This is a genomic window from Maribacter sp. R77961 (assembly GCF_044594925.1).
In the GTDB taxonomy this organism is placed as follows: domain Bacteria; phylum Bacteroidota; class Bacteroidia; order Flavobacteriales; family Flavobacteriaceae; genus Maribacter.
Genome location: NZ_CP138991.1, coordinates 1,849,757 through 1,874,080 on the forward strand (window position 1 = coordinate 1,849,757; position 24,324 = coordinate 1,874,080).

The following is a 24,324-nucleotide window of genomic DNA, read 5'->3' on the forward strand; positions in this document are numbered from 1 at the left end:
AAATCGGGAACTTGTGATTCTAAAGAGGCTAAGTTTATTACTACTTTTAATTTGTCCCGAGGTACTACTTGCCCAATTCGCAAATGATTGTGCGGATGCTATCGTTGTTTGTGGAAATAGTCAAATAGAATCAAATTCCAGAGGTTTTGGAATACAGGAACTGGACAACACCTCCAACCCCTGCTCTTTTGAAGAGGTGAATAGTCTTTGGTTTCGTTTAAATATAGCTGAAAGTGGAAAATTAGCTTTTGATATAACTCCTGATGGTTCCAGCCTTTCCATTGACTACGACTTCTATATTTTTGGACCAAGTAATAGATGTGGAAATTTTGATGCTCCTATTCGCTGCTCAACAACTAATCCTAACAATGCCATGCTGTCCTATAATACGACGGGATTACGAGGGTCTGAAAGAGAAAATTCAGAAGGACCAGGAGCAGATGGCAATAGCTACGTAGCTTCGTTGGATGTTCTTGCAGGAGAGGTATATTACTTGTTGATAGATCGCCCACACGGTAGTGGTGGGTTTAGTCTAGACTGGACAGGGACTGCGGAGTTCAATGATTTTCCCGAAATTAACGAACCAAATGATATAGAACTTTGTATAGGCAGTTCAGAGACAGATATTGACTTGACAGTAAATAATACCGTACTAACCAGTGAGCCAGGGCTAAGGTTCTCCTATTTCGAGAACTTAGCGAATGCATATGACGAAACTGATAAAATTGAAGATCCGGAACATTACAACTCCCCATTTCCCCTAAGAACGATTTACGCGAAGGTGCGCTCTGCGAACGGTTGCTTTGAGATAAAATCTTTTCAAGTTTACATCAATGAATTTCTAAATGTATCTGATTTTAATTATGTGTCATGCGATCAAAATGCCGATGGATTAGAACGTTTTAGCATTAACGAAATTAAAGACGATATCGCTAGCCTACTATCCGACTCATCTTTGTACGAGATTCAACTATTTGAGAATAGTTTTAATGTAGAGAACGATATAAATCCTATTAACTTAAATTTTATAGAAAGTCCATCAAATATCTTATTTGCAAGAGTAAGTGCAGTAAATGTAACAGACTGTACCACGATATTTCCTATAAGTTTGGAAGTAGTTTCTAGTCCAATTCCTGAACGTATAACCCTATTGCAATGCGATGTAGATAAGAGCGACTCAACTGATGGTATTACTCTATTTAATCTAGAGCAACTATTCGTTAATGATATTTACGCTACGTATGATTTTCAACTTTATTCAAGTGAAGAAGATCAAAGGAATAATATTCCTATAGAACAACTTATTGGTTACAAAAACACATTGCCATTCTCACAAATAATATACTATACAGCAACCAATAGCCGCTATGACTGTATTAATGAAGGTACAATTGAACTTAATGTACAACCCACTACGGCGAGTCTAAGCTCACAAAGTCCATACTATAGTTGCCAAACAAATACCGCGGGAGAAGCAATTCTAGGAACATTTGATTTGGATGCTATTGCAACCCAAGAATATCCTAATTTGGATGTCGCATTTTTTGAAAATCTTACAGATCTTACTTTAGAATTAAATGCAATAAGTGGAGCGATAGAAACAGTTTCTAGAAATTACTATGTAAGGATAGAAGATGCCGGACAGTGTCAAGGGGTCGAGGTCATTGAATTGATAGTAAACCCCCTACCAGAAATTGATTTTCCAAAAGAAATTATACTTTGTACAGATGGTAGTGATTTGGCATTAAATGCTCCTACTGGATTCGACCACTACGAATGGTTTCAGGGAAATAATGCCAACAGCACACCTATCACTTTAGGACCGGATATCTCCATAAATTCGCCAGGAGAATATATATTAAGAATTGGAAAAATTAATCAGGGTAATACAGTTTGTTTCAATGAACATAGTTTTAACGTTATCCCCTCTAACATAGCTCGTATTAAAAATGTCATCATTAAGGATGGCAAAGATGAAAATAGCATTGAAATTATCGCAGAAGGTGATGGCATCTACCAATATTCTTTAGATGGATTCACATACCAAGAAAGTACCTTCTTTAATGCTATAGACCCAGGTATAATAACGATATATATTAAGGATTTAAACGAATGCGGTATTCGAACGGATGAAGTATCAGTGGTCGGGTTTCCTAAATTCTTTACTCCAAATCAGGACGGAACTAATGACCATTGGCAAATAATTGGTTTAAACGAAAATTACCAATCCAGCAGCCAGATATCTATTTTTAATCGGTACGGAAAATTCTTAAAACAAGTTAGTGTTACCGAAAAGGGTTGGGATGGCAGCTACAACAATAAAGCGTTAGCCCCGGACGATTATTGGTATAAGGCTAAATTAGAAGATGGTCGGGTGCTTAAAGGACACTTCAGCCTAAAGCGGTAAAACTTTAAGGTAATACCGCTATGACTTTAGCATTTCATCCTATTTAACAGTATCAATAAACTAAGAAAAGTCAATTTACCTTATATTGTAGTGTTTTCGAGGACGCTATGAAAAAAATAATAACCTTAGTTTTACTAATTGGTTTACTAACCCCTTGTCTCTTTTTTGGACAAGGAGAAACTGCTACATGGTACTTTGGAAACAGGGCAGGAATAAAATTTAATAATGACGGCAGCGTATCACCTTTAACAGACGGGAGAATTAATACCGTTGAAGGCTGTGCTTCTATCTCTGACCCATTTGGTGACCTTTTGTTCTACACTGACGGAATTTTCGTTTACGATAGAAACCATAACACTATGGAGAACGGTACTGGCTTATATGGGGACCCTTCTAGCACCCAATCTGCCATAATAGTTCCCAAACCGGAAGACCCGAACATTTATTATATTTTTACTGTAGACACCTCTATTACGGAGGCCGATGCTGATCGCGGACTTAATTATTCAATCGTAGATATTTCCTTGAACGATGGTAATGGTGTTGTCGTGGAAAAGAATATTAATCTTCTGAAAGATTGTTCTGAAAAAGTAGCAGCACTACTTAAGAATTGTTTTGATCAGTCTATTTGGGTAGTGACCTTAGCCTCAGAAGATGGCTTAACACCTATTTTCAATACCTATCATGCTTTTGAGGTGAGTAGCACAGGCGTGTCTACGGCTTCGATCAAGACTACCTTTTCAGATTTACGAATAGAAGACCCTAGGGGTTATATAAAATTTTCCCCTGATGGATCCAAAATGGCAAGCGCCAATATGGGTGACGGACTACAGCTTTACGATTTTGATAGTGATACCGGTATATTTTCGAATAAACAGGATATTTCAGTTAATGAAATTGGGCAACTACCATACGGAATAGAATTCTCGTCAAAAGGACAGTTTTTATATGCCCATACGACAAGATTTTTTGAGCAAGAGGAGTCTTTTCTTTCATTATTATTGCAGTTTGACATAGAAGCTTCTGACATTTCGGCTTCAAAAATAGAGTTAGACAGAAGCCCTATTTTCAGAGGTGCGTTACAGATTGGAAATAACGGTAAGGTTTACAGAACACTGGCGGATGATTATTTCAACGGAAAACCATTCTTGAGTGTAATAAATAATCCGGATACCAAAGGAACGGGCGCTAACTATAGCCATAGAGCGGTTACTCTTTCTGGCCGTAATAGCACGCAAGGTCTACCCCCTTTTATACAGTCTTTTTTCAATAAAACCGATTTATTGGTAGACGAGAACGGAGAATCTTCTGCCTACTTAGAAATCTGCGAAGGCGATTCATTTAGGCTTGAAACAACGGAAGAGGTAAATGCTACATACAATTGGAGTAAAGATGGTATTCCGTTTAGTAATCCTGATAATTATTTTCTTACTGTTGATAGTTCTCAACACATTGATGAAGGAAGATATCAACTTGAAATAGTTTTTTCCGACCCCCAAAAATGCCCCGTCCTAGGGGAAGCCGTAATTAGAATAAACCCCATTCCCGAAGCAGAAAATTTAATATTGAGGCAATGTGATATCATAAACCCCTCCGATGGTATAACCCAAGTAAATCTCAACCAGATAAATACGAATGAAAATGAGACCTATTATTATTATGAGACACAAGAAGATGTACTAAATGATAAGGTAATCTCAGATATTGAAAATTATACCAACAGCACTCCTTTTACTCAAATCATTTATTATAAATCAGTTAACGAATTCAACTGTGAGAATTTTGGTATTTTAGAGCTTCAAATCATTCTAATACCTCCAGATTTGAATGCCCCATTATATACATACCAGTGCGCAATAAATGAAAACGGGGAACCCATCGCAACTTTCGATTTGGAAAAACTTAAAATCGAAAACTTTTCAAATTTTGATACTGCATTCTATGCCAATATGGAAGATGCAACTTTAGAGCAAAATGCATTAGTCGGCGCTTATGAGTCCCATAGCACTACAATCTACGCAAGACAAGAAAATACTAATCAATGTGAAAATATCGTCGCAGTAGAACTAGTAGTGCAACCTTCACCGTTTGTTACATTAGAGGAGGCCTATTTAATCTGCACCAATAACCCAGAACTAAGCCTAAGTGCACCAACAGGTTACGACCGTTACTTATGGACGAGAGAGGTAAATGGAGTACAGGAAACAATTTCGGCCAATGATGCTGTTAATATCATGGAGACCGGCAACTATTCATTGACCGTTGCTTATGAATACATCACGAGTACTGGTGTGTTCATTTGCGAAGACAGCTTTGATTTTAAAGTACTCCCCTCTAATCCTGCGGTAATAAAGAATATTAAAATTAAGGATATTTCTGCAAATAATACGCTAGAGGTTTTTACGGAAGGTGATGGAAACTATGAGTATTCCCTGGATGGTTTTATGTATCAAGAGCGTAACTTTTTTGAAGGAATAGCCCCAGGATTTTACACGATGTATGTGAGAGATAGTAATGGCTGCGGCATATCCGAGCAAGAATTTTCCGTAATAGGATATCCCAAATTCTTCACTCCAAACGGAGATGGCATAAATGATAATTGGCAACTCATCGGAGTAAATGAAAATTTTCAAATGAACAGCACGGTAAACATTTTTGACCGGTATGGTAAAAGTTTGGTGAATTTAAATGCGAATTCCCCAAGCTGGAATGGAACAAAAGATTCAAGGGTCTTGCCAGCTGCTGACTATTGGTTTAGTGCCACTTTAGAAGATGGCAGGGAATTTAAAGGTCATTTTTCACTAAAGAAATAATTCAATTCCGGAGGCATAGCGAATGAAAAAATTGGTTATTATTTTGCTTTTATTTTTAATCGGGAACATAACTTATTCCCAAGATTGCCCGAGCTTAATTGGGCCAGTCGATGGTTCAACAAATGTACCTGTAGACACTGCAATCACCTGGGAAAACATTCCTGGAGTTACCGGTTATATCATTTCATTAGGAACCACACCCAATGGAACCGATATTATAAACCAGAGGGCTGTTGGTAGCGTTACTACATACACACCTCCACTTGGTTTACCGGAGAATACAGAAATTTATGTAACCATTACCCTATTCTTTCTTAACCTACCGGATATTACCTGTCCAAGTCAGTCTTTCACAACAGGAGATGTGACAACGGCCCCACTTTGCACAACGATAAGTTTTCCTTTAGATGGCACAACGAATGTGAACAGTGCAAGTAATATTTCATGGAACTATGCCCCTACCGCAACCGGTTATTTCGTTTCAATTGGTACAACACCAAACGGAATCGATGTTGCCAACAATATAGATGTTGGCAATAATCTTACTTATAATCCTCCTGCAGATTTACCTGCGAGCACCCTATTATATATAACCATAACGCCGTATAATGAAAATGGTTCTGCCACTTCATGCACGGAAACGACCTTTACCACGGGAGCGGTTGCCGTACTGCCGAATTGTACAAGTTTAATAACTCCGGCGAACGGAGCCATTAATGTTCCACTAACTCCCTTTTTAGAATGGAATCCAGTTGCCGGGGCCACAGGTTATCGATTATCTATAGGAACTTCTCCATTTGATCAGGACATTTTGGAAAATGCGGTGTTCGATACGAATTCTACCTTTGTAATCGATTTTGAACCGAACAGAACATTTTTTGTCACTATCGTTCCATTCAATACCTCTGGTGATGCTATTGGATGTGCACAAGAAACATTTTCTACAATACTTGGGTGTGGTCCTTATTTTGATGCGGTAACGGGAGAATTGATATTTATTAATCCAGAAATAGATTTTCCAGATGAGGTCGGAATCTGTTTAAATAATGGAGGTACCACATTTACTGCAACAGATATAGCAGAGGGCTACAGATGGTACAAAATAGAGAATGGTGGCAGCGAAACACTCATATCCACCACTGCAGAAGTAGAATTGTCAGAATTGGGCGAGTATAGGTATGAAGCATTTAATACCGCTGCTCAGTCCGGAAACACCGTAGAGTGCCCCACTAGTAAAACATTCAACGTTGTTGTTTCCGAAGCTCCAAGGATAAGTACGGTATTAGTGACGGAGCAACTCTCTGGATTACGCTTAGAGACTATAGTACAAGGTGTAGGTTCTTATGAATATGCTTTGGACAATATTAACGGTCCATACCAAGACAGCAATATCTTTACCAATGTGCCCAGTGGTTCACATACCGTATATGTGAGGGATAAAGGAGGCTGTGGTTCCGATGAGGAACGCGTTGAACAAGATTTGACCTTAGAAGGTTTTCCAAAATTCTTTACGCCCAACGGGGATGGAGTAAATGATTTTTGGCAATATATTCCGCCTGTTACAACTGGAGAAGTAAATATAAGTACCATTACCATATACGATCGTTACGGAAAATTACTAGCTCAGATTTCACCTACCTCAAGAGGTTGGGATGGTATGGTGAACGGAAGGCTTCTTCCAGCGTCGGACTATTGGTTCAATGCTATTTCCCTTGAGAACCAAGAACTAAAAGGTCATTTTTCGCTAAAGAGATAAAGATCAGCCTTTCTGAGAAAATACCTTATTCCTTTATGGGATACTGTAATCATCGTCTTAGAACCAAATAGAATCGATATGTAAAATTTTATCAACAATTAAAGTATATCGTTCATTATTGATTAAAAAGACACCGCTTTACAACAGTGGTTTTGTATTTTTAATAGATGAAATTTAATGTTGTATCAGAGTTTAAGCCTACCGGTGATCAGCCCAATGCTATTAAGGAATTAAGCATGGGACTTGACCAGAATGAAAAATACCAAACTTTGCTCGGTGTTACCGGTTCGGGGAAAACCTTCACAGTGGCCAATGTAATAAGGGAAGTTCAAAAACCTACTTTAGTTCTTGCTCATAATAAAACGCTTGCAGCACAACTATATTCGGAGTTTAAGCAATTTTTTCCTGATAATGCAGTGGAATATTTTGTATCCTATTACGACTATTATCAACCAGAAGCTTACATACCTACAAGTGGTGTATACATTGAAAAGGACCTTTCTATAAATGAGGACATAGAAAAGCTAAGGCTCAGTGCAACTTCATCCTTATTATCCGGAAGACGAGATGTTATTGTCATCGCCTCAGTATCCTGTTTATATGGTATTGGAAACCCGGTCGAATTTCAAAAGAATGTAATCGCCATTAAAAAAGACCAAGTAATAGCAAGAACAAAGTTTTTACATCAGTTAGTACAGAGTCTTTACTCAAGAACAACGGCTGACTTCAGAAACGGAAATTTCAGGGTAAAGGGAGATGTAGTAGATGTGTTTCCAAGTTACGCCGACCACGCGTTCCGCATCCATTTTTTTGGTGATGAAATTGAGGAGATTGAAGCTTTTGACCCGTTTAATAACAATGTCATTGAGGTTTATGAGAACTTGACCATTTACCCCGCGAATATGTTCGTTACCTCACAAGACGTACTTCAGAATGCCATACACAATATACAGGACGATTTAGTAAAGCAGATAGACTATTTCAAAGAAATAGGTAAACCCCTTGAAGCGAAAAGGCTTGAGGAGCGTACAAACTTTGATTTAGAAATGATCAGAGAGCTTGGTTACTGCTCCGGAATCGAGAATTATTCTAGATATTTGGACGGGAGAGAACCAGGAACAAGACCGTTTTGCCTAATAGACTATTTCCCAGACGACTACCTTATGGTCATAGACGAGAGTCATGTCACCATTCCACAAGTACACGCTATGTATGGAGGTGACCGTTCTAGAAAAGAAAATTTGGTAGAATATGGTTTTAGGCTTCCCGCGGCCATGGACAACAGACCTCTAAAGTTTGAAGAATTTGAAGCGTTGCAAAATCAGGTTATCTATGTAAGCGCAACCCCTGCAGATTACGAATTACAATTAAGTCAAGGAGTTTATGTGGAACAGGTTATTCGTCCGACAGGATTATTAGACCCGATAATAGAAGTAAGACCCAGTTTAAATCAAATCGATGATTTAATTGAAGAGATACAACAACGTGTTGAAAAGGACGAACGTACCCTTGTTACAACCTTAACAAAACGGATGGCGGAAGAGCTAGCAAAATACATGGATAGAATAAGTATTCGATGCAGATATATTCACAGTGATGTAGATACTTTGGAACGCGTTGAAATAATGCAAGACTTAAGAAAAGGCATTTTTGATGTGCTCATAGGAGTGAATCTTTTGAGGGAAGGATTAGACCTTCCAGAGGTATCATTAGTGGCAATTTTAGATGCCGACAAAGAAGGTTTCTTACGTAGCAACAGATCCCTGACACAGACCGTTGGAAGAGCTGCAAGAAATCTGAATGGAATGGCCATAATGTATGCCGACAAAATTACGGACAGCATGCAAAAGACGATTGACGAAACTAATTACCGACGCCAAAAACAAATAGATTATAACACCAAAAATAATATAGTCCCGAAAGCCTTGAAGAAAAATTTGGATAGCGTTCTAGCGAAAAATTCCGTCTCTACTTACCACTTTGAAAAGGAAGAATTAAGAGCTGCTGAACCAGACCTAGAATACCTAACAAAAGAGCAAATAGAGAAGCTTATCAGGGACAAAAGAAAGGCCATGGAAAAGGCTGCAAAAGAGTTAGATTTTATGCAGGCAGCGAAGCTTAGAGATGAAATAAAAGTACTTCAAGAACAGGAGAACTAGTCATTTTCTACTTAATTGAGGTGTTTTTCATAGAACAGAACTAAAACTTAATATAAAAGAACTTAATCATCTGGAAAATAACTATTTGATATTTTTTTTAGACAAGTCTAAAACTATTAAACTACTAAATTTATGATGAAAATTCGTGTACTTATTATTTTTGGCTCCTGTCTTTTGCTATCTCAAATTACTAGCTCGCAACAACTTTCGACGAGCAAAATAAATAAAGCCGCTGACAATAAATTAGTAGAAACTATTTTCAATTTACGACATTTTTTAAGACTACAAAATGATGGTAATTTTCCCGAACAAATAGCTCAAAACAAACAATGGTGCGATAGTGTTTTTACCGCGTTAGAATTCAAGACCAAAACCATAAAAACAGAAGGGGCTCCCCTACTCTTCGCCGAAAAAAAGTTTCATGAAAATGCAAAAAATATTTTGTTCTATTTGCAAATTGATGGACAACCAGTGGACACTACAGCGTGGTTTCAAGCTAACCCTTTTGAACCCGTTCTGAAAGAAAAAAAAGAGGATGACTGGACAGCGATTGACTTTAAAAATATAAATGAAAAAGTAGACCCCGAATGGCGAATTTTTGCTCGTTCCGCATCAGACTCAAAGGGACCTGCAATAGCACTTATTTCCGCACTACAAATTCTACAGTCAAAAAAAATCAAACCAGAATTCAACATTAAGGTCATTATGGATTTTCAAGAAGAACTTGGCTCTCCTGACCTTCCTAAAGCTGTCGAAGAAAATAGAGACTTATTGCAAGCAGAAATGTTGTTTATCATGGATGGAACAAGACACCTCTCTAATCTCCCAACACTAACTTACGGGGCACGAGGAATAGCCACTGCGACAATAAAGGTTTTTGGACCCAAGTATGGATTGCATAGTGGGCAATATGGAAACTTTGCCCCGAACCCTGTTTTTGAGGCTTCAAAATTAATTGGAGGACTTAAGGATGAAAATGGCCGTGTAAGCATTCCTGATTTTTATGAAGGAGTAACACTTACCGAAGCGGATAAATCAAGACTAGCCCTAATACCAGAAAATATAGATGGCATTAAACAGTATTTAGGAATTGCTCGACGAGATGCAGTCGGAGGTACTTATCAAGAAGCACTGCAATACCCTTCCTTAAACGTAAGGGGCCTAAAAGCCGCCTGGACGGGCAAGGAAGTACGTACCATAATACCATCAGAGGTAGTTATAGAAATAGATATGAGACTGGTACCTGAAACTAGCGGAAAAAGACAAATGAGCCTACTAAAAAACTACATTCTGGGAAAGGGATATCATATTGTAGATTCCATCCCATCTTTAGCAGAACGGAAATTACATCCTAAATTAGCATCCTTTTCCTATAGACTTGGGTCCTTACCGTTCCGAACAGAAATGAACAGCCCCATTGGTACATTTCTCAATAAGGCAATGTACAGGGTTTTTGGAGACGATGTGGTAAATATGAGAACAACGGGTGGCTCGCAACCTATGGCTCCTTTTATAAGAACGCTTAACGTACCTGCGGTATCCATTAGAATTCCAAACCCTGATAATAGCATTCACGGACCAAATGAAAACCTCCGTTTGGGTAATTTAAAAGAAGGTATCGTATCTTGTTTGGCTATACTCACGGAACCTTTATAAACCAAGAAAAGCACTTCAATTCCTCAAAGTGCTTTTCCAAACTAACCAACTAAACCAACTATCATGGTCACTAAAACATAACAACCATAATTTCTTTATTACCTAAGACAATGCGATCAAGCGCTTTGGCTTGGGTAAAGCTTCTTCTTTTTTAGGTAGAACAAAATGTAATATTCCGTTCTCATAACTAGCTTCGATTTTCTCGGTATCTACCGTGTCAGGTAATGTAAAGGCTCTTTTAAACGAAGTAAAACCAAACTCTCTTCTTGTGTAATTCTCGGTAAGATTATCACTTTCATTTTTAACTTCAGCTGAAATAGCTAATACATTATCATCTATTTCAATATTAAAGTCTTCCTTTTGACGTCCAGGTACCGCCAAAGACAATTCAAAATTTGTGTCGTTGTCCATGATGTTCACCGCAGGAACGGCAGACCTATGGTTCTCCATACCTCCAAACCAATCTGGTTTAAAAATTTCATTCATTAACGAAGGAAAAACCATATCATTTCTCTTTATAATACTCATAACTTAAATTTTTAATGGATTAAACATTTTCACTGACCACTAAAAGGCAAATGTTATACCATTGAACAGAAACTGACGTTATGTCCGATATACATAATAAATAGATGTCATTATGACAATTTAAACGCTCGGTTTAGTTATAATGAGCTTTGAAGATGTTAATGAGCACTTCTGGCGGAACCATCTTGTTTGGATATTTGTGCATGATGGATAGTACTTGTTCTATAGCAGATGGCGGGAGCCCCATGACCAACCCAATGTTATGAAGTCGTTTCACCTCTACAAGATCAACCACATTGTCCACGTTCATGAGTAAAATAAGTCTATGGAACTGAACTAATCTATCCGCCTGTGTTTTAGGAATTATATGCTCTGCTTCTTTTTTGAACAATCCGTCAAATACTTTCTTACTTATTTCCAGTTGTTGCGCAACATTAAAAAGAAAATCGTATTCCGATTGCTTAATAGTATTGTCCACCCTAGCAAAAGCGATCATTTCTGAAAGTATACTTAATTTCTCCTTTTGTTCGTTCATTTTTATAAGCAACAAGCTTTAAAGAAAGCACTATATAGATAACTTAAAAAAAGAACTTCTAGTATGGAACCCCTAGCAAATAGTGCTTTATTAAATGTATTATAATACCTTGCAACAAAAATAGGAGTATGACCAATAATGACATTTTTAAAAAATTAAGGGTTGCCTTGAAACTAAGGGATGATGATATCGTGGAAATCTTAACCTTGGTCGATTTTAAAATGTCTAAAAGCGAACTTAGTGCATTCTTCAGAAAAGAAGACCACCCAAATTACATGGAATGCGGTGATCAGGTTTTACGCAACTTCCTTAATGGACTAGTGATTCACCTAAGAGGAACAAAGGACCATCCAAAAATACCTGGAGAAGTACTATTGGGGACGAAAGGACCCAAGCAAGAAAAAGCATATGATAATCGAATTAAAATGCAACAAAGAAAGAAAATAGATAGGGCAATTACACCTGTAAAATATAAAAACAAAAAAAAATCCTGACACTTTAAGGTATCAGGATTTTCTAGCTATATTCAAATAATTATGCCGAAATACGCACGGGCACGGTATATAGTTTTCCTTCTTCAATAGTAGAAATATCCACTTTTTGGTAGTTCAATCTACTTTTAACAAAACCCTCTAACTTAATATAATCAGTATCTACTGAAAGAACTACGATTTCACCTTCACTATTTAAGGTAAATCTAACTTGTGCAGTTAAATCATTCTCTTGGTCGGAAAAAGAATTGTCCGATAGCATTTTAGTGATTTGCGTGGAAAGACTTTTGGTAGGCTTTACTCCTTCGGTATCATTAGCTAGAACATTACCGGTTGCTAATAGCATTGCAGCTACAAAAACTAAACTTAATTTTCTCATGACTTGTTGTTTTTATCTCTTTATGATTTTAGAGATTGATTAATAATTGATTGATGATGAATTACTAAAAAGACGCCTCAAAAATGAGAATGTTACAGTAAATTTTATTTTTAACATTTTTTTATTCTATTGAACACTACCCGAAAATGCTCAAAAATCATCTAGAAACATTTTAAAAACACTACAAACATGGTGATTGTAGCTTTTTTTAAGTAATTGAGATTCAGAGAAAATAAAATTTTCTCTAAAAGAATAAAATAACTTTGATTTCAGAGCTATTACTAAATGAAATTGAGGAAATCATCTCTGCGCAAGTCCGCGAGGCACTCACAGGAAATGAACATTTAATTTCGAAGCGAGCTTTAGGGTATATACCTTTTTTAGTGGTGTCAATAAAAAAAAGAGGAAACTGTTTTACCAAGATTTCCCCTTTTTGATATATAAATTTAATAAATACTAAGCCAACACCTCTTTTACTTTATCAGCAGCTTCCTGAAATTGAACAGCAGAATGTACCGCCAATCCAGAATTATCTATAATCTCTTTTGCTATTTCAGCATTTGTACCTTGCAATCTAACGATGATAGGAACTTTAATTGCGTCTCCCATATTCTTGTACGCTTCTACAATACCGTTTGCAACACGATCACAACGAACAATACCTCCAAAAATATTCACCAAAATCGCTTTGACACCATCGTCCTTCAAGATAATCCTAAAAGCCTCCTCTACTCTTTTTGCATCAGCGGTACCACCCACATCTAAAAAGTTAGCTGGTTCGCCACCCGCCATCTTAATCAAATCCATTGTTGCCATCGCTAAGCCAGCTCCGTTAACCATACAGCCAACATTACCATCTAAATCCACATAATTAAGCCCAAGAGCACCAGCCTCTACCTCTATGGCGTTCTCTTCTCTTAAATCGCGCATTTCTGCATATTGCTTTCTACGGTATAGCGCATTGTCATCAATAGACACTTTAGCATCTACCGCCATAATCTTGTCATCGGAGGTTTTTAAAACAGGATTAATTTCAAACATACTGGAGTCACTTTCCACATAAGCTTTATATAATGAAGCAACAAATTTTGTCATTTCTTTAAAAGCAGTCCCAGATAGGCCTAAATTAAAGGCAATTTTCCTTGCTTGAAATCCTAAAAGGCCAGTTGAGGGATCTATCTCTTCGGTAAAAATAAGATGTGGTGTTTTATCCGCCACCTCTTCGATATCCATACCACCTTCTGTAGAATACATGATCATGTTTCTACCGGTCCCACGATTCAACAGCACGGACATGTAAAATTCACTTGTTTCACTGTCACCAGGATAGTACACATCTTCTGCGACTAAAACTTGGTGCACTTTTTTACCCTCGGCAGATGTCTGCGGAGTAATCAAATTCATACCAATGATGTTTCCTGCAATTTCTTCTACCTCTTTAAGGTTTTTAGCCAGCTTTACTCCACCACCTTTTCCACGACCACCTGCATGCACTTGGGCTTTAATAACGTGCCATCCTGTGCCTGTTTCAGCGGTTAATTGCTTTGCAGCATCTACAGCTTCCTTTGCATTATGAGCAACGATTCCGCGCTGTATGCGCACGCCAAAACTTGCAAGTATTTCTTTACCCTGATATTCGTGAAGGTTCATATGTTAATGAGGTTTTATTTGTTATGCAAAAATAGGGAAGACACGGTAATTATAGAAAATAATAGTGCACTATTTAAGTCAGGAAAAGGAATGAAACGCCGATGAGATAAAAAATAGTGACAGAATCAAACCTCAATATCCTTAAAATCTAAGGGGTCAAAGTTTTTGAAATGTCCATTCAATTCTATAGTCTTCCTAGTGCGCTCCACTTCTGTTAAAACAGTAATGGTTGCCATTAAATGAGCATTTAAGAAAGATAAGCGGTCTTTTTCCTTAGGCATTTGCAGCAACTGGTATTCCTGTTCAAAAGAAAGACCTATTTTATGTGCCAGTGTAAAGCTATTAAAGGCAGCTACATTAATTTGAGAAAATGGAACGTCCATAATTCCATAAAGTTCCTGAATCTTTTGTATAATTTTGAGTTTCTCATCAGCTTCGGCTTCATAGTCATATTCATAGAACTTCACCAAGCCCCCAGCATATAACTTGTCGTCCATTTGATTGTCAAACGTCAGCACCTTAAAAACTTGTCGTGCAACACCAACAACATCCATTTCTCCACTATCGTATGTAGTAACAACCTCAACTAACTGTACTTCGGTACCATATTCCATTTTCCCATCTATATAAACCGGTATTCCGAAAGTCATGGCTTCATCCCGACAATCCTGAATGAGCTGTTTGTAACGTGGTTCAAAAATATGTAGTGGAACGGTTTCTCCTGGAAAAAAAATAGATTGTAGCGGGAATAAGGGTATTTTCATATAACTTAAGTGTAGTATGAGTAATGTTTTAGATGAAAATACAAATACACAGAACTTAGCGCAAGAAAAGCATTTAAAACATTTGTTATATTTATAACATTTTGTTGTTTTTATCAATTTTTGAGTATTTTTTTTGCTGGTATACACGTAGTAACCTAGATTTGTCAAAAATCCTTACGCATGAAAAATTCGGACCTACTACATATTGCAGAGACCTACGGAGATCCTGTTTACGTTTATGATTCTGCAAAAATCATCTCACAGTTCAAAAGATTGACCAGCGCATTTAGTTCTGTTAAAAATTTAAAGTTAAATTATGCCGCAAAAGCGCTTTCCAATATATCCATTCTTAAATTGATGAATAGTTTAGGTAGTGGCTTGGACACTGTTTCTATACAAGAGGTGCAATTAGGCCTTTTAGCTGGTTTTAAACCAGAAGCGATCATATTTACACCTAACGGTGTTTCTTTAGAAGAGATTGAAGAAGCGGCAAAATTGGGGGTTCGTATTAATATCGATAACCTTTCCATTCTAGAACAATTTGGAAGTAAACACCCAGATATTCCCGTTTGCATTCGCATTAATCCCCATGTGATGGCGGGCGGTAATTCTAACATATCCGTTGGCCATATAGATTCTAAATTTGGAATAAGTATTCATCAAATTCCCCATTTGTTGCGTATTGTGGAGTTGACCCAGATGAATATTAACGGGATACATATGCATACGGGTAGTGATATCCTTGATATTGATGTATTCCTTTACGCCTCGGAAATCTTATTTGAAACAGCAAGGAATTTTAAAAATTTAGACTTTATTGATTTTGGAAGCGGTTTTAAAGTGCCCTATAAAGAAGGTGATATCGAAACCAATATAGAAGAGCTAGGTAAAAAATTAAGCACACGCTTCAACGAATTTTGCAAAGATTATGGTAAGGAACTCACTTTAGCTTTTGAACCAGGTAAATTTTTAGTGAGCGAAGCAGGATTTTTCCTTGCTAAAGTTAATGTGGTAAAGCAAACTACTTCCACGGTATTTGCGAGTATTGATTCTGGTTTTAATCACTTAATACGACCAATGCTGTATGGTTCTAATCACGAAATTGAAAACATTTCTAATCCTAAGGGTAGAGAACGCTATTACTCCGTAGTAGGATACATTTGTGAAACAGATACTTTTGCCAGTAATAGACGCATTAACGAAATATCTGAAGGTGATATTCTATGTTTTAAAAATGCAGGCGCCTACTGCTTTACTATGGCCAGCAACTACAATTCTAGATTTAGACCACCAGAGGTACTGTGGCATAACGGAGAAGCTATTTTAATCAGGGAAAGGGAGACTTTTGACGACCTCATTAAAAATCAAGTTGACGTAAAAGACCTTTTTGAGGCAAAGCAACCTGCCAAAGTAAAATAAAGCTATCAAAAAATCGTTAGTTTTGGTATAGTTGTTGGACTAATTGCTCAAAAACGTATCATGATAAAACATAAAGCTTCTTATAAAAATTACGTATTACTTTTAGTTGTTATACTCAGCACTAGTTTTGGTGTTGCGCAAAAAGTAAACTGGCTAACTTGGAACGAGGCTGCTGAACTCGCCGCAACAGATGAGAATCCTAAAAAAGTATTTATCGATGTGTATACGGATTGGTGTGGATGGTGCAAGAAAATGGATAAGGACACTTTTCAAAATCCAACAGTTGCAGCATACATGTCCGAAAACTATTATATGGTGAAATTGGATGGTGAAGGTAAGGAACCCATAGAATTCAAAGGAAAAACGTACAATTTTGTTCCGTCTGGGAGAAAAGGATACCATGAGTTCGCAGCAACCTTAATGCAGGGTCGGTTAAGTTATCCTACCACGATATTTTTAGATGAGGAGATGAATATGCTTTCTCCGGTACCGGGATATCAAAAACCAGAACCCTTTTTGAACATTGCCAAGTATTTCGGTGAAAACATCTATAAGGATAAGGACTGGAAAACCTACGCAGCTGAAGGCAAGTAATTAAAAAATATTTTAAGTACTACCTCGGAACAAGACCAAGTGGCATTAACAAGAAACTGAATTTAAATTTTGACACAAGCCTTGGTATATTAAACTTTTTGGCAGTGCCAATAAAAAAACCTGAGTGCTAGCACCCAGGTTTTTTTATGATATCTATCTACATCACAATAGTACTACTATCTGCTGTAATTCGGGGATTCTTTGGTGATGGTAACATCATGCGGATGGCTTTCATTAATACCACTTGCCGTTATTTTTACAAATCGTCCGTTTTCTTTTAAATCGTTCACATCCTTGGCGCCACAATAACCCATTCCTGCGCGTAGACCACCCACAAACTGATGAATGCTTTCGAACAAATCTCCTTTGTAGGGGACGCGACCAACAATACCTTCCGGAACCAATTTTTTAATATCATCTTCTACATCCTGAAAATATCTATCCTTACTTCCTTGCTTCATCGCTTCAACAGAACCCATACCGCGATAAGATTTAAATTTTCTTCCCTCGTATATAATAGTTTCACCCGGAGACTCTTTAGTACCTGCTAACAATGAACCTAACATTACCGTATCCGCACCGGCCGCAATGGCCTTTGGAATATCTCCTGTATAACGAATACCACCATCCGCAATCACTGGAACCCCTGAACCCTTTATCGCCGCAGCAACTTCTAGTACCGCAGAAAATTGCGGAAAACCAACTCCCGCAACAACCCTTGTCGTACAAATAGAACCAGGGCCTATACCAACCTTTACAGCGTCAGCACCAGCTTCTACTAAATACTTAGCCGCCTCCCCTGTTGCAATATTACCTACGATAACGTCTAAATCCGGAAAGCGCTTTTTAACCTCTTTTAAAACAGCAACCACTCCTTTGGTATGCCCGTGCGCCGTATCTATAACAACGGCATCTACACCTGCATTGACTAAGGCTTCTGCCCTATACACTGCATCGCCAGTAACTCCCAAGGCAGCAGCCACTCTTAAACGACCGTACTTATCCTTATTTGCACTTGGCTTTTGTGTAAGTTTTGTAATATCCCTAAACGTAATAAGGCCTACTAGTTTGTTATCCTTATTCACAACTGGGAGTTTTTCTATTTTATGCTCCTGTAAAATATCTTCGGCTTCGGAGAGTGATGTTCCTTCCGCTGCAGTAACTAGATTTTCTGAAGTCATTACTTCCGAAATAGGTCTTTCATTGTTTTTTTCGAAACGTAAATCCCTATTGGTCACAATACCAATAAGTTTTCCTTCTGCATCCACTATCGGAATTCCACCGATACTATGCTCTTTCATATTAGCCTTAGCGTCACTTACTTTAGAATTCAAAGGCATGGTAACGGGATCCAAAATCATACCACTTTCCGCGCGCTTTACTTTTCTAACCTTTATCGCTTGCTGCTCAATGGTCATATTCTTATGTAATACACCAATACCACCTTCCTGGGCAATAGCAATGGCCATTCTAGATTCGGTTACCGTATCCATGGCAGCGGAAACAATGGGTACATTAATAGTAATGTTACGTGTAAATTTTGATTTTATACTAACTTCTCTAGGGAGTACTTCCGAATAGGCTGGGACTAAGAGTACGTCATCATAAGTAAGACCTTCTCCGAGAATTTTGTTTAGGTGAGCTTCCATTGCAATTAAGGATTTAATTGCGTGCAAATGTAGTAATAATTATTGGTTTATTCCATTCACAGCGTTCCCTATTGCAAGTCATAATTCTCCCTTGCCTTCTTTGCCCAGGCCATTAAAGCTTCCTTCTCTTCTTCCGAGATATCCCCGTGGAGCAATGCATATCCACTTTCTGGCATTTCCCCTTCTTCAACCTCTTCTATTAATTCATCTAATTTATGATCTTTCTTTTTGTCCGTATAACTATCCCAAGCAGAGACATTGAAATGCTCATTTCCTTCTTCAACATGGTCTGCAATCAGCAAGGAAACAGGTGAAATTTCAGCATACCAGGGATATTCTGTTTTATTACTGTGACAATCATAACACTTGCTTTCAAGAATTGTTTTGATTTCTGCAGTGGGTTTCGTCTCCGTTTCAAAAGCAGCCACATCACGATAGGTAGCATCATTTTTTTCGGGCCTGTAGAATTGTAAACCAATTAAAGCAATAAGCAAAACGATAAGGATTTTTTTGAAAGTTTTCATTTATTAGATTTTTAAATTTTAAACTGAAGTGTGGTATAAAATGTTCGTGGTTCGGAAGGAATTATTCCTGGACCGGGATACCCGGTAGCCCTACGTGTAAAGTAACTATTGTTCAGTACATTATTGATTCCTGCCTCTAACTTCCATTTTTTATAGCCGTATGACAGTGAAAAGTCCATAATGTCATACGCAGGAATTTCTCCCTCGATACCACGTTGATTATCGTTTAAATCTTGTGGAGCGTTGGTAGCATCTGTAAATTGATTGGACAAGTACGTGTATTGTAAACTTCCCAGTAGATTTCCATATCCAAAATTTAAACCTGTTTTTAAGTTCACCTCAGGTATAAACTCTACTTGATTTCCTTCGACATTGGTTTCTTCTGAAGATAAATACTCGGAATTGGTCAAGGCCAAATTCATAAAGTAATTTAGTTTTAGCTTATCGCTTGTCGGGAAAAAAGTTTCTTTTAAGCTCCAGTTGGTAAAACTTTCTAGTCCGTACATAAAAGCAGTGCCTATATTACCTCGAAAACGAACTATACGTCCTGTTTCTACTTCCGCTCCTGCGGCATTAGTCCTAGTTTCACTTTTCAATACTTCTCCCAATCTGTTGTCGTATAATAAACCAAAAAAACTTAAATCGTAGGACAATGCATCTTTCACCCTACCTCGTATTCCCAAATCCGCGGTAAAACCGTCTTCATCCCCAATATTCTCATCTACTTGAAAAGAGGGGTTAACCACCCTGATATCACTAAAAGTGACGGATCGGTAATTTTGGGAGAAATTTCCATACAGTTCCGTAGTTGGAGTAATCTTATAGCTAACACCAAGCCCTAGTAAAAGAAATGTTCTATCAAATACTCTATTGTCTTCAATCTCCTCGTTCAATAGTGGATTACCTGCCAAATCCAATACAATATCTCTATAACTCCCAATACTCTCCGTTTTTATATGTTCTAACCTAAACCCGGGAGTTACCGTAAATTTTGGGGTCATATTAAAAATATTCTCACCAAATAAGGCTAGATTAAAATTGGGGAAATCAAATTGTGATTGCCGTTCATAATTAGGGAAGTCATCATCCGCAAAAGTAAAATCAGCGTTGGTTGTGTTGGTTCCTGGACCTTGTCGCTGGTCATTACTGGTTTTATAAACCTTTGAGCCCAATAACAGGGCGGACTCCGTATCTCCCAGTTTGTAACGCGTTAATACCCGTGCCTCTGCACCCCAATTCTGAAAATTATCAACCAATAATTCTCTAGGTTCTTCAGGATCATCCGGTTGAGAAACGCGGTTGGTCCTAAACCCCAAAGCACTTCTGGAGGCATCCAATCCAAAAACGTTTAAACTAAAATCAGTCTTATTAGAAAACTTATGATCCAAACGAAGCGAATATAGTTTCCAATCTACATCAAACCAATTTCTATCCCTATTACTAAAAGTAGGGTCGGCTATGAATTGTGCGTCGGTTAATCCACCAGGTTGCTTGGCCAAGTAATTTAAAAACGTAGTTTCTAAGGTAAGCTTTGTTCTATCAGTAAGTTGATATCCTATATGGGCAAAATAATTCCTACTATTAAAATCCGAATTTGGTCTGAATCCATTTCCTTCTTTGTAATGAAAATAGGTGTAGTAACTAAGTTTACCTACTGTACCACTTAAACTATTAAAGCTGGTCTTGAGATTATAGGACCCTAAGGTTTGTCTGCTTACCCATTCTACTTTTTTTGATGCGTTCGGTTTCTTAAACTTAAAATTCACCAAACCACCAAACTGCGTACCATACTGCAGGGAGGCTGCACCTCTAACGACCTGAATTTCCTCTAAAGCCTCTGCGGGTGGCGTATAATAGCTCTCTGGATATCCTAAAACATCCGCACTAATATCATAACCATTTTGGCGGGTATTAAAATTTGCCGTTCTATTAGGGTCTAAACCTCTGCCGCCTATATTTAATTGTAGTCCGGCATCTCCGTTATCATAGATATTTAGACCTACTACTTGACTATAGATTTGTCTGGGATTATTCGCCGCTAAATTGCCTGTTATCCCATCCAATAAAACTACTTCGCTCTTTTTTCCTGCATAAATAGCAGTCCCTTCTACCTTTTTCAGTTGTTTTAATGCAAAAACCTGTTCTCGTTTTTGCAGCAATACCACTTCAGAAAGGTTTTCCGCTTGAAGTTTTTGTAATTGAATATCGATAGAAAAGGCTTTATCAAAAGTTAGTTCCTTCTCCAGAACCTCATACTCATAAGCAAAAACTACAATTGAATACTTACCGCCAGGAACGTTTTTAAACTCAAAACGACCATTAGTATCCGTCATTTCTAAACGTTCCAATTGACGAATATATACTTCTACATCAGAAAGCGGCCTACCCTCCTTATTCGTTATATTTCCAGATATGCTCAATTGCCCCCAAACCGGGAAGGACAATAACAAAAAGAGTAATCCACTAAATTCCTGTAATCTCATCTTTAAATGGTATAATCCAATCTTTGTGTGCAAAAGACCTTTTTACTTTGGTTAAATCCCTATTTGGGTCTATATATCTTGTACTCAATCTCCCGTTTAAACTCACTTGACAGTCTGTATAAACAGCTACTTTCTTATGGCCATCCTTTTCAAAATGTTCTTGGAGCATATGTGCGTATTCCAGAATAAAGTCTGGTTGAAATGCCATCTGTTTTTCTTGAAAAGGTGTTAAAAAATCTGAGTTGTCCACATAGAACCATTTACTAGTTTCGCCATCGACCACTTTAAATTGAGCATATCCAGATTTTTCCATAAGCATTACGCGCCATGAAAATCGATAACCTTCTTCTGTCCAAAATAATTCTCCGGGATATAACAGGTAACGAAAAGGAACAGTCAATTGTATGGTAAAGAAGATAACCAACACAGCACACTTCATACGAACAGAACGTAAGACCCGCTCTTGAAAAACTTCCTGATTATTAAAACGTGAAGTATTCCATCGAAACAGGCGAGCCACAAAACCAATAATTTTACGGTGCAAACCGCTGTCAAAAAAGATAAGGGTAGCCACGATCATGATATAAGGAAACATACCTATTGGAAAAAGTACACGGGTAAGCACATGAAAAACAACCACCAACACAAAAGCGTAAGACCTTGTCCTTTTATACAATAGCAAAAACGGAATAGCCAAGTCATATAGGGCACCCGTCCAGCTAAAGGCGTATTGCACCCATTCTTCGCTCAGTAGATTGCCGATAAACGGAATATCAAATTTAGAAGGAAGCCAAATTTTTAAGGGCATCGCCTTAAACAACCAATCAGAATTTAACTTTGCCAAACCCGCATAGAAGTATACGATTCCCAATACTAGTTTAAGGCTGTTTATGGTCCAAGCAGGCACATACTGAAAAGCTTTATTTGAATTTCTTGCGGCGTCTATGGAGAAGTACGCCTGCGCAGGAAGAAAAATCATCAAGAAACTAAGAACACTTACAAAGTAATAATGATTTAAATACGTGGTCTTATCCATAAGCTCTATGTAGGTAAAGCTTAAAAAGAAAACAACAATAGCTGTTTTATACTTGTAGCCCAATGCCACCATAAAGGCGGAAATTGCGCAAATAATAAAGAGGATATAAGTGTAGTTACCAATAGGTTTTACCCACTCGAAACCATAATAAGAGAAAAAGAACTTCGGTTGTATGTACAATTTATCAATCCAACCATAGCTCCAGAATCTAATAATACTCAACAGCATCATTAATCCAAATAAAATACGGAAGACCGCCAAAGGGGCGGCCTCCACAGGGGCTTTAATATGTTTATCTACAAAAGTCATTAATCGCCATCGGCATCAACAAAATCAATACTGATGCTCATGGCCGAAACCATATCTACTTTTAATAATGGTACCAGTTTTTGAACCTCATCATAAGCCAAAAACATGTTGGTAGGAGGCGTATTATTCTGAATCTCGCTTCTAAAGGAAGACAAACCGATCACCATTTCCCGAGCCGTGTTAAATTGATTATTAATGACCGCCTTTAAATCTTCCCCATCCTTGAGTGTATTTAAAGTGTCCAAGTAAGATGTTAAACTTTCTCCCGAAGTATTAGAGCCGTAATGTTTACCATTGAAAAAATCCTGTACCGCACTTAAGCCCTCCAAAAATAAATCGTTAGCAATCTCTTGTTCATAATAAGCCTCTATATTTTCAGGCAATGGGCTCCCTGAAAAAACACCTAGAGGAATACCCATTTTACCCGCTCTTAGAAATTTCTCATAATAAAAGATATAGTCATTGACCATACGGTCTACAGATGCCGTAGCAGATGCTCCGTCATTGGCTACAAAGGTATCTCTATAACCCGCTTTCCATTCGGATAATACGTTACTAGAAAGGGCGGTCATATCATCCAAAACGGCTTGCATGTATGATAGTAAAGCACCTCTGTCCGAGTTATTATATTTTGACACAATAGCAATATCATTGGTATCCAGACCATTGATTAAATAGTCTAGTGCCGGAAAACCTTTGGCATCCCTGTTGGAGGACAAGCTAAGATCATATGATCCCGAGGTTATATGATCATTGATTTTTTGTGGATCCGTAGGGTAAATATTTAGGTTTAAACGAAGCCCAACCGTTTCAGCGGGCCCAATTTCGAACATAGAAACACGCTGCCAAGTTGTATACGCCGTTAGCCACGAGGCACGCAGGGCGATAAGATTCGCCTCATTAGCGTCCGTTTTAAATAATTCGAAAGATGCGTTTAGGTCGGCCATGTCCGCAGTAAATGCTTCATACGACGGAACTATGATATTATCCGCCCAATTTGTGAGCATGGCACTTCTTTCAAAACTCAGCTCACCACTCGGATTCGTAACCGGTTCTTCACCTTCATTATCGGATGAACATGCCCAAACAAGACACAGAAAAAACAAAATTCCAAAAATCCTCTTCATAGCTTATTTTTATTTATTCTAATTAAACAAAAGTAAAAAAAGCAA

Annotated in this window: 18 protein-coding genes; 8 read left to right on the forward strand and 10 right to left on the reverse strand. The window is 37.8% G+C overall.

Going from position 1 to position 24,324, the window contains the following annotated elements:
* The first annotated feature begins 13 nt into the window (after nt 1-13).
* From SJY09_RS08070 to SJY09_RS08090, 5 genes are all read left to right on the forward strand, one after another.
* Nucleotides 14-2,407 (forward strand): T9SS type B sorting domain-containing protein, encoded by a 2,394-nt coding sequence (locus tag SJY09_RS08070; RefSeq protein WP_396638440.1) that lies wholly within the window; start codon nt 14-16, stop codon nt 2,405-2,407.
* A 107-nt stretch (nt 2,408-2,514) separates the two neighbouring features.
* Nucleotides 2,515-5,220: a T9SS type B sorting domain-containing protein gene (locus tag SJY09_RS08075; RefSeq protein WP_396638441.1), complete on the forward strand. Its 2,706-nt coding sequence runs from the start codon at nt 2,515-2,517 to the stop codon at nt 5,218-5,220.
* A 22-nt stretch (nt 5,221-5,242) separates the two neighbouring features.
* On the forward strand, nt 5,243-6,976 hold the full coding sequence (locus SJY09_RS08080; protein ID WP_396638442.1) for a T9SS type B sorting domain-containing protein: 1,734 nt from the start codon (nt 5,243-5,245) through the stop codon (nt 6,974-6,976).
* A 167-nt stretch (nt 6,977-7,143) separates the two neighbouring features.
* Nucleotides 7,144-9,135: an excinuclease ABC subunit UvrB gene (gene uvrB, locus SJY09_RS08085; RefSeq protein ID WP_396638443.1), complete on the forward strand. Its 1,992-nt coding sequence runs from the start codon at nt 7,144-7,146 to the stop codon at nt 9,133-9,135.
* A 132-nt stretch (nt 9,136-9,267) separates the two neighbouring features.
* Nucleotides 9,268-10,791 carry a M20/M25/M40 family metallo-hydrolase gene (locus SJY09_RS08090; RefSeq protein ID WP_396638444.1) on the forward strand — a complete coding sequence of 508 codons (1,524 nt, stop codon included), beginning with the start codon at nt 9,268-9,270 and terminating at the stop codon, nt 10,789-10,791.
* 102 nt (nt 10,792-10,893) lie between these two features.
* Here SJY09_RS08090 and SJY09_RS08095 read toward each other — a convergent pair whose 3' ends face one another.
* Both SJY09_RS08095 and SJY09_RS08100 read right to left on the reverse strand, forming a co-directional pair.
* On the reverse strand, nt 10,894-11,319 hold the full coding sequence (locus SJY09_RS08095) for an Hsp20/alpha crystallin family protein (RefSeq protein ID WP_396638445.1): 426 nt from the start codon (nt 11,317-11,319) through the stop codon (nt 10,894-10,896).
* Nucleotides 11,320-11,452: 133 nt separating this feature from the next.
* Nucleotides 11,453-11,854, reverse strand: a complete 402-nt coding sequence (locus tag SJY09_RS08100) for a TerB family tellurite resistance protein (protein ID WP_396638446.1) — start codon at nt 11,852-11,854, stop codon at nt 11,453-11,455.
* A gap of 128 nt (nt 11,855-11,982) precedes the next feature.
* On the opposite strand from SJY09_RS08100, the gene SJY09_RS08105 reads away from it, so the two are divergent.
* On the forward strand, nt 11,983-12,348 hold the full coding sequence (locus tag SJY09_RS08105) for a DUF1456 family protein (protein WP_396638447.1): 366 nt from the start codon (nt 11,983-11,985) through the stop codon (nt 12,346-12,348).
* A gap of 40 nt (nt 12,349-12,388) precedes the next feature.
* On the opposite strand, the gene SJY09_RS08110 is transcribed toward SJY09_RS08105, so the two are convergent.
* From SJY09_RS08110 to SJY09_RS08120, 3 genes are all read right to left on the reverse strand, one after another.
* Entirely contained in the window at nt 12,389-12,724 is a 336-nt protein-coding gene (locus SJY09_RS08110) for a hypothetical protein (RefSeq protein ID WP_396638448.1), read from the reverse strand.
* A 456-nt stretch (nt 12,725-13,180) separates the two neighbouring features.
* Nucleotides 13,181-14,374 (reverse strand): ADP-forming succinate--CoA ligase subunit beta, encoded by a 1,194-nt coding sequence (gene sucC / locus SJY09_RS08115; RefSeq protein ID WP_396638449.1) that lies wholly within the window; start codon nt 14,372-14,374, stop codon nt 13,181-13,183.
* Nucleotides 14,375-14,499: 125 nt separating this feature from the next.
* A complete protein-coding gene (locus tag SJY09_RS08120) occupies nt 14,500-15,138 on the reverse strand; it encodes an LON peptidase substrate-binding domain-containing protein (protein WP_396638450.1) in 639 nt (212 codons plus the stop codon).
* Between the two features lie 180 nt (nt 15,139-15,318).
* On the opposite strand from SJY09_RS08120, the gene lysA reads away from it, so the two are divergent.
* Together lysA and SJY09_RS08130 are read left to right on the forward strand one after the other, a co-directional pair.
* Nucleotides 15,319-16,557 carry a diaminopimelate decarboxylase gene (gene lysA / locus SJY09_RS08125; RefSeq protein ID WP_396638451.1) on the forward strand — a complete coding sequence of 413 codons (1,239 nt, stop codon included), beginning with the start codon at nt 15,319-15,321 and terminating at the stop codon, nt 16,555-16,557.
* A gap of 60 nt (nt 16,558-16,617) precedes the next feature.
* Nucleotides 16,618-17,151 carry a thioredoxin family protein gene (locus SJY09_RS08130; RefSeq protein ID WP_396638452.1) on the forward strand — a complete coding sequence of 178 codons (534 nt, stop codon included), beginning with the start codon at nt 16,618-16,620 and terminating at the stop codon, nt 17,149-17,151.
* Nucleotides 17,152-17,327: 176 nt separating this feature from the next.
* Here SJY09_RS08130 and guaB read toward each other — a convergent pair whose 3' ends face one another.
* The 5 genes from guaB to SJY09_RS08155 form a co-directional block, all read right to left on the reverse strand.
* Nucleotides 17,328-18,800 (reverse strand): IMP dehydrogenase, encoded by a 1,473-nt coding sequence (gene guaB / locus SJY09_RS08135; protein ID WP_396638453.1) that lies wholly within the window; start codon nt 18,798-18,800, stop codon nt 17,328-17,330.
* 68 nt (nt 18,801-18,868) lie between these two features.
* On the reverse strand, nt 18,869-19,324 hold the full coding sequence (locus tag SJY09_RS08140; protein WP_396638454.1) for a heme-binding domain-containing protein: 456 nt from the start codon (nt 19,322-19,324) through the stop codon (nt 18,869-18,871).
* Between the two features lie 11 nt (nt 19,325-19,335).
* A complete protein-coding gene (locus SJY09_RS08145; RefSeq protein WP_396638455.1) occupies nt 19,336-21,807 on the reverse strand; it encodes a TonB-dependent receptor domain-containing protein in 2,472 nt (823 codons plus the stop codon).
* Nucleotides 21,788-23,152 carry an HTTM domain-containing protein gene (locus SJY09_RS08150; RefSeq protein ID WP_396638456.1) on the reverse strand — a complete coding sequence of 455 codons (1,365 nt, stop codon included), beginning with the start codon at nt 23,150-23,152 and terminating at the stop codon, nt 21,788-21,790. Before SJY09_RS08150 ends, SJY09_RS08145 begins: the two co-directional genes overlap by 20 nt.
* Nucleotides 23,152-24,279: an imelysin family protein gene (locus SJY09_RS08155; RefSeq protein WP_396638457.1), complete on the reverse strand. Its 1,128-nt coding sequence runs from the start codon at nt 24,277-24,279 to the stop codon at nt 23,152-23,154. Before SJY09_RS08155 ends, SJY09_RS08150 begins: the two co-directional genes overlap by 1 nt.
* Between the last annotated feature and the right edge of the window lie 45 nt (nt 24,280-24,324).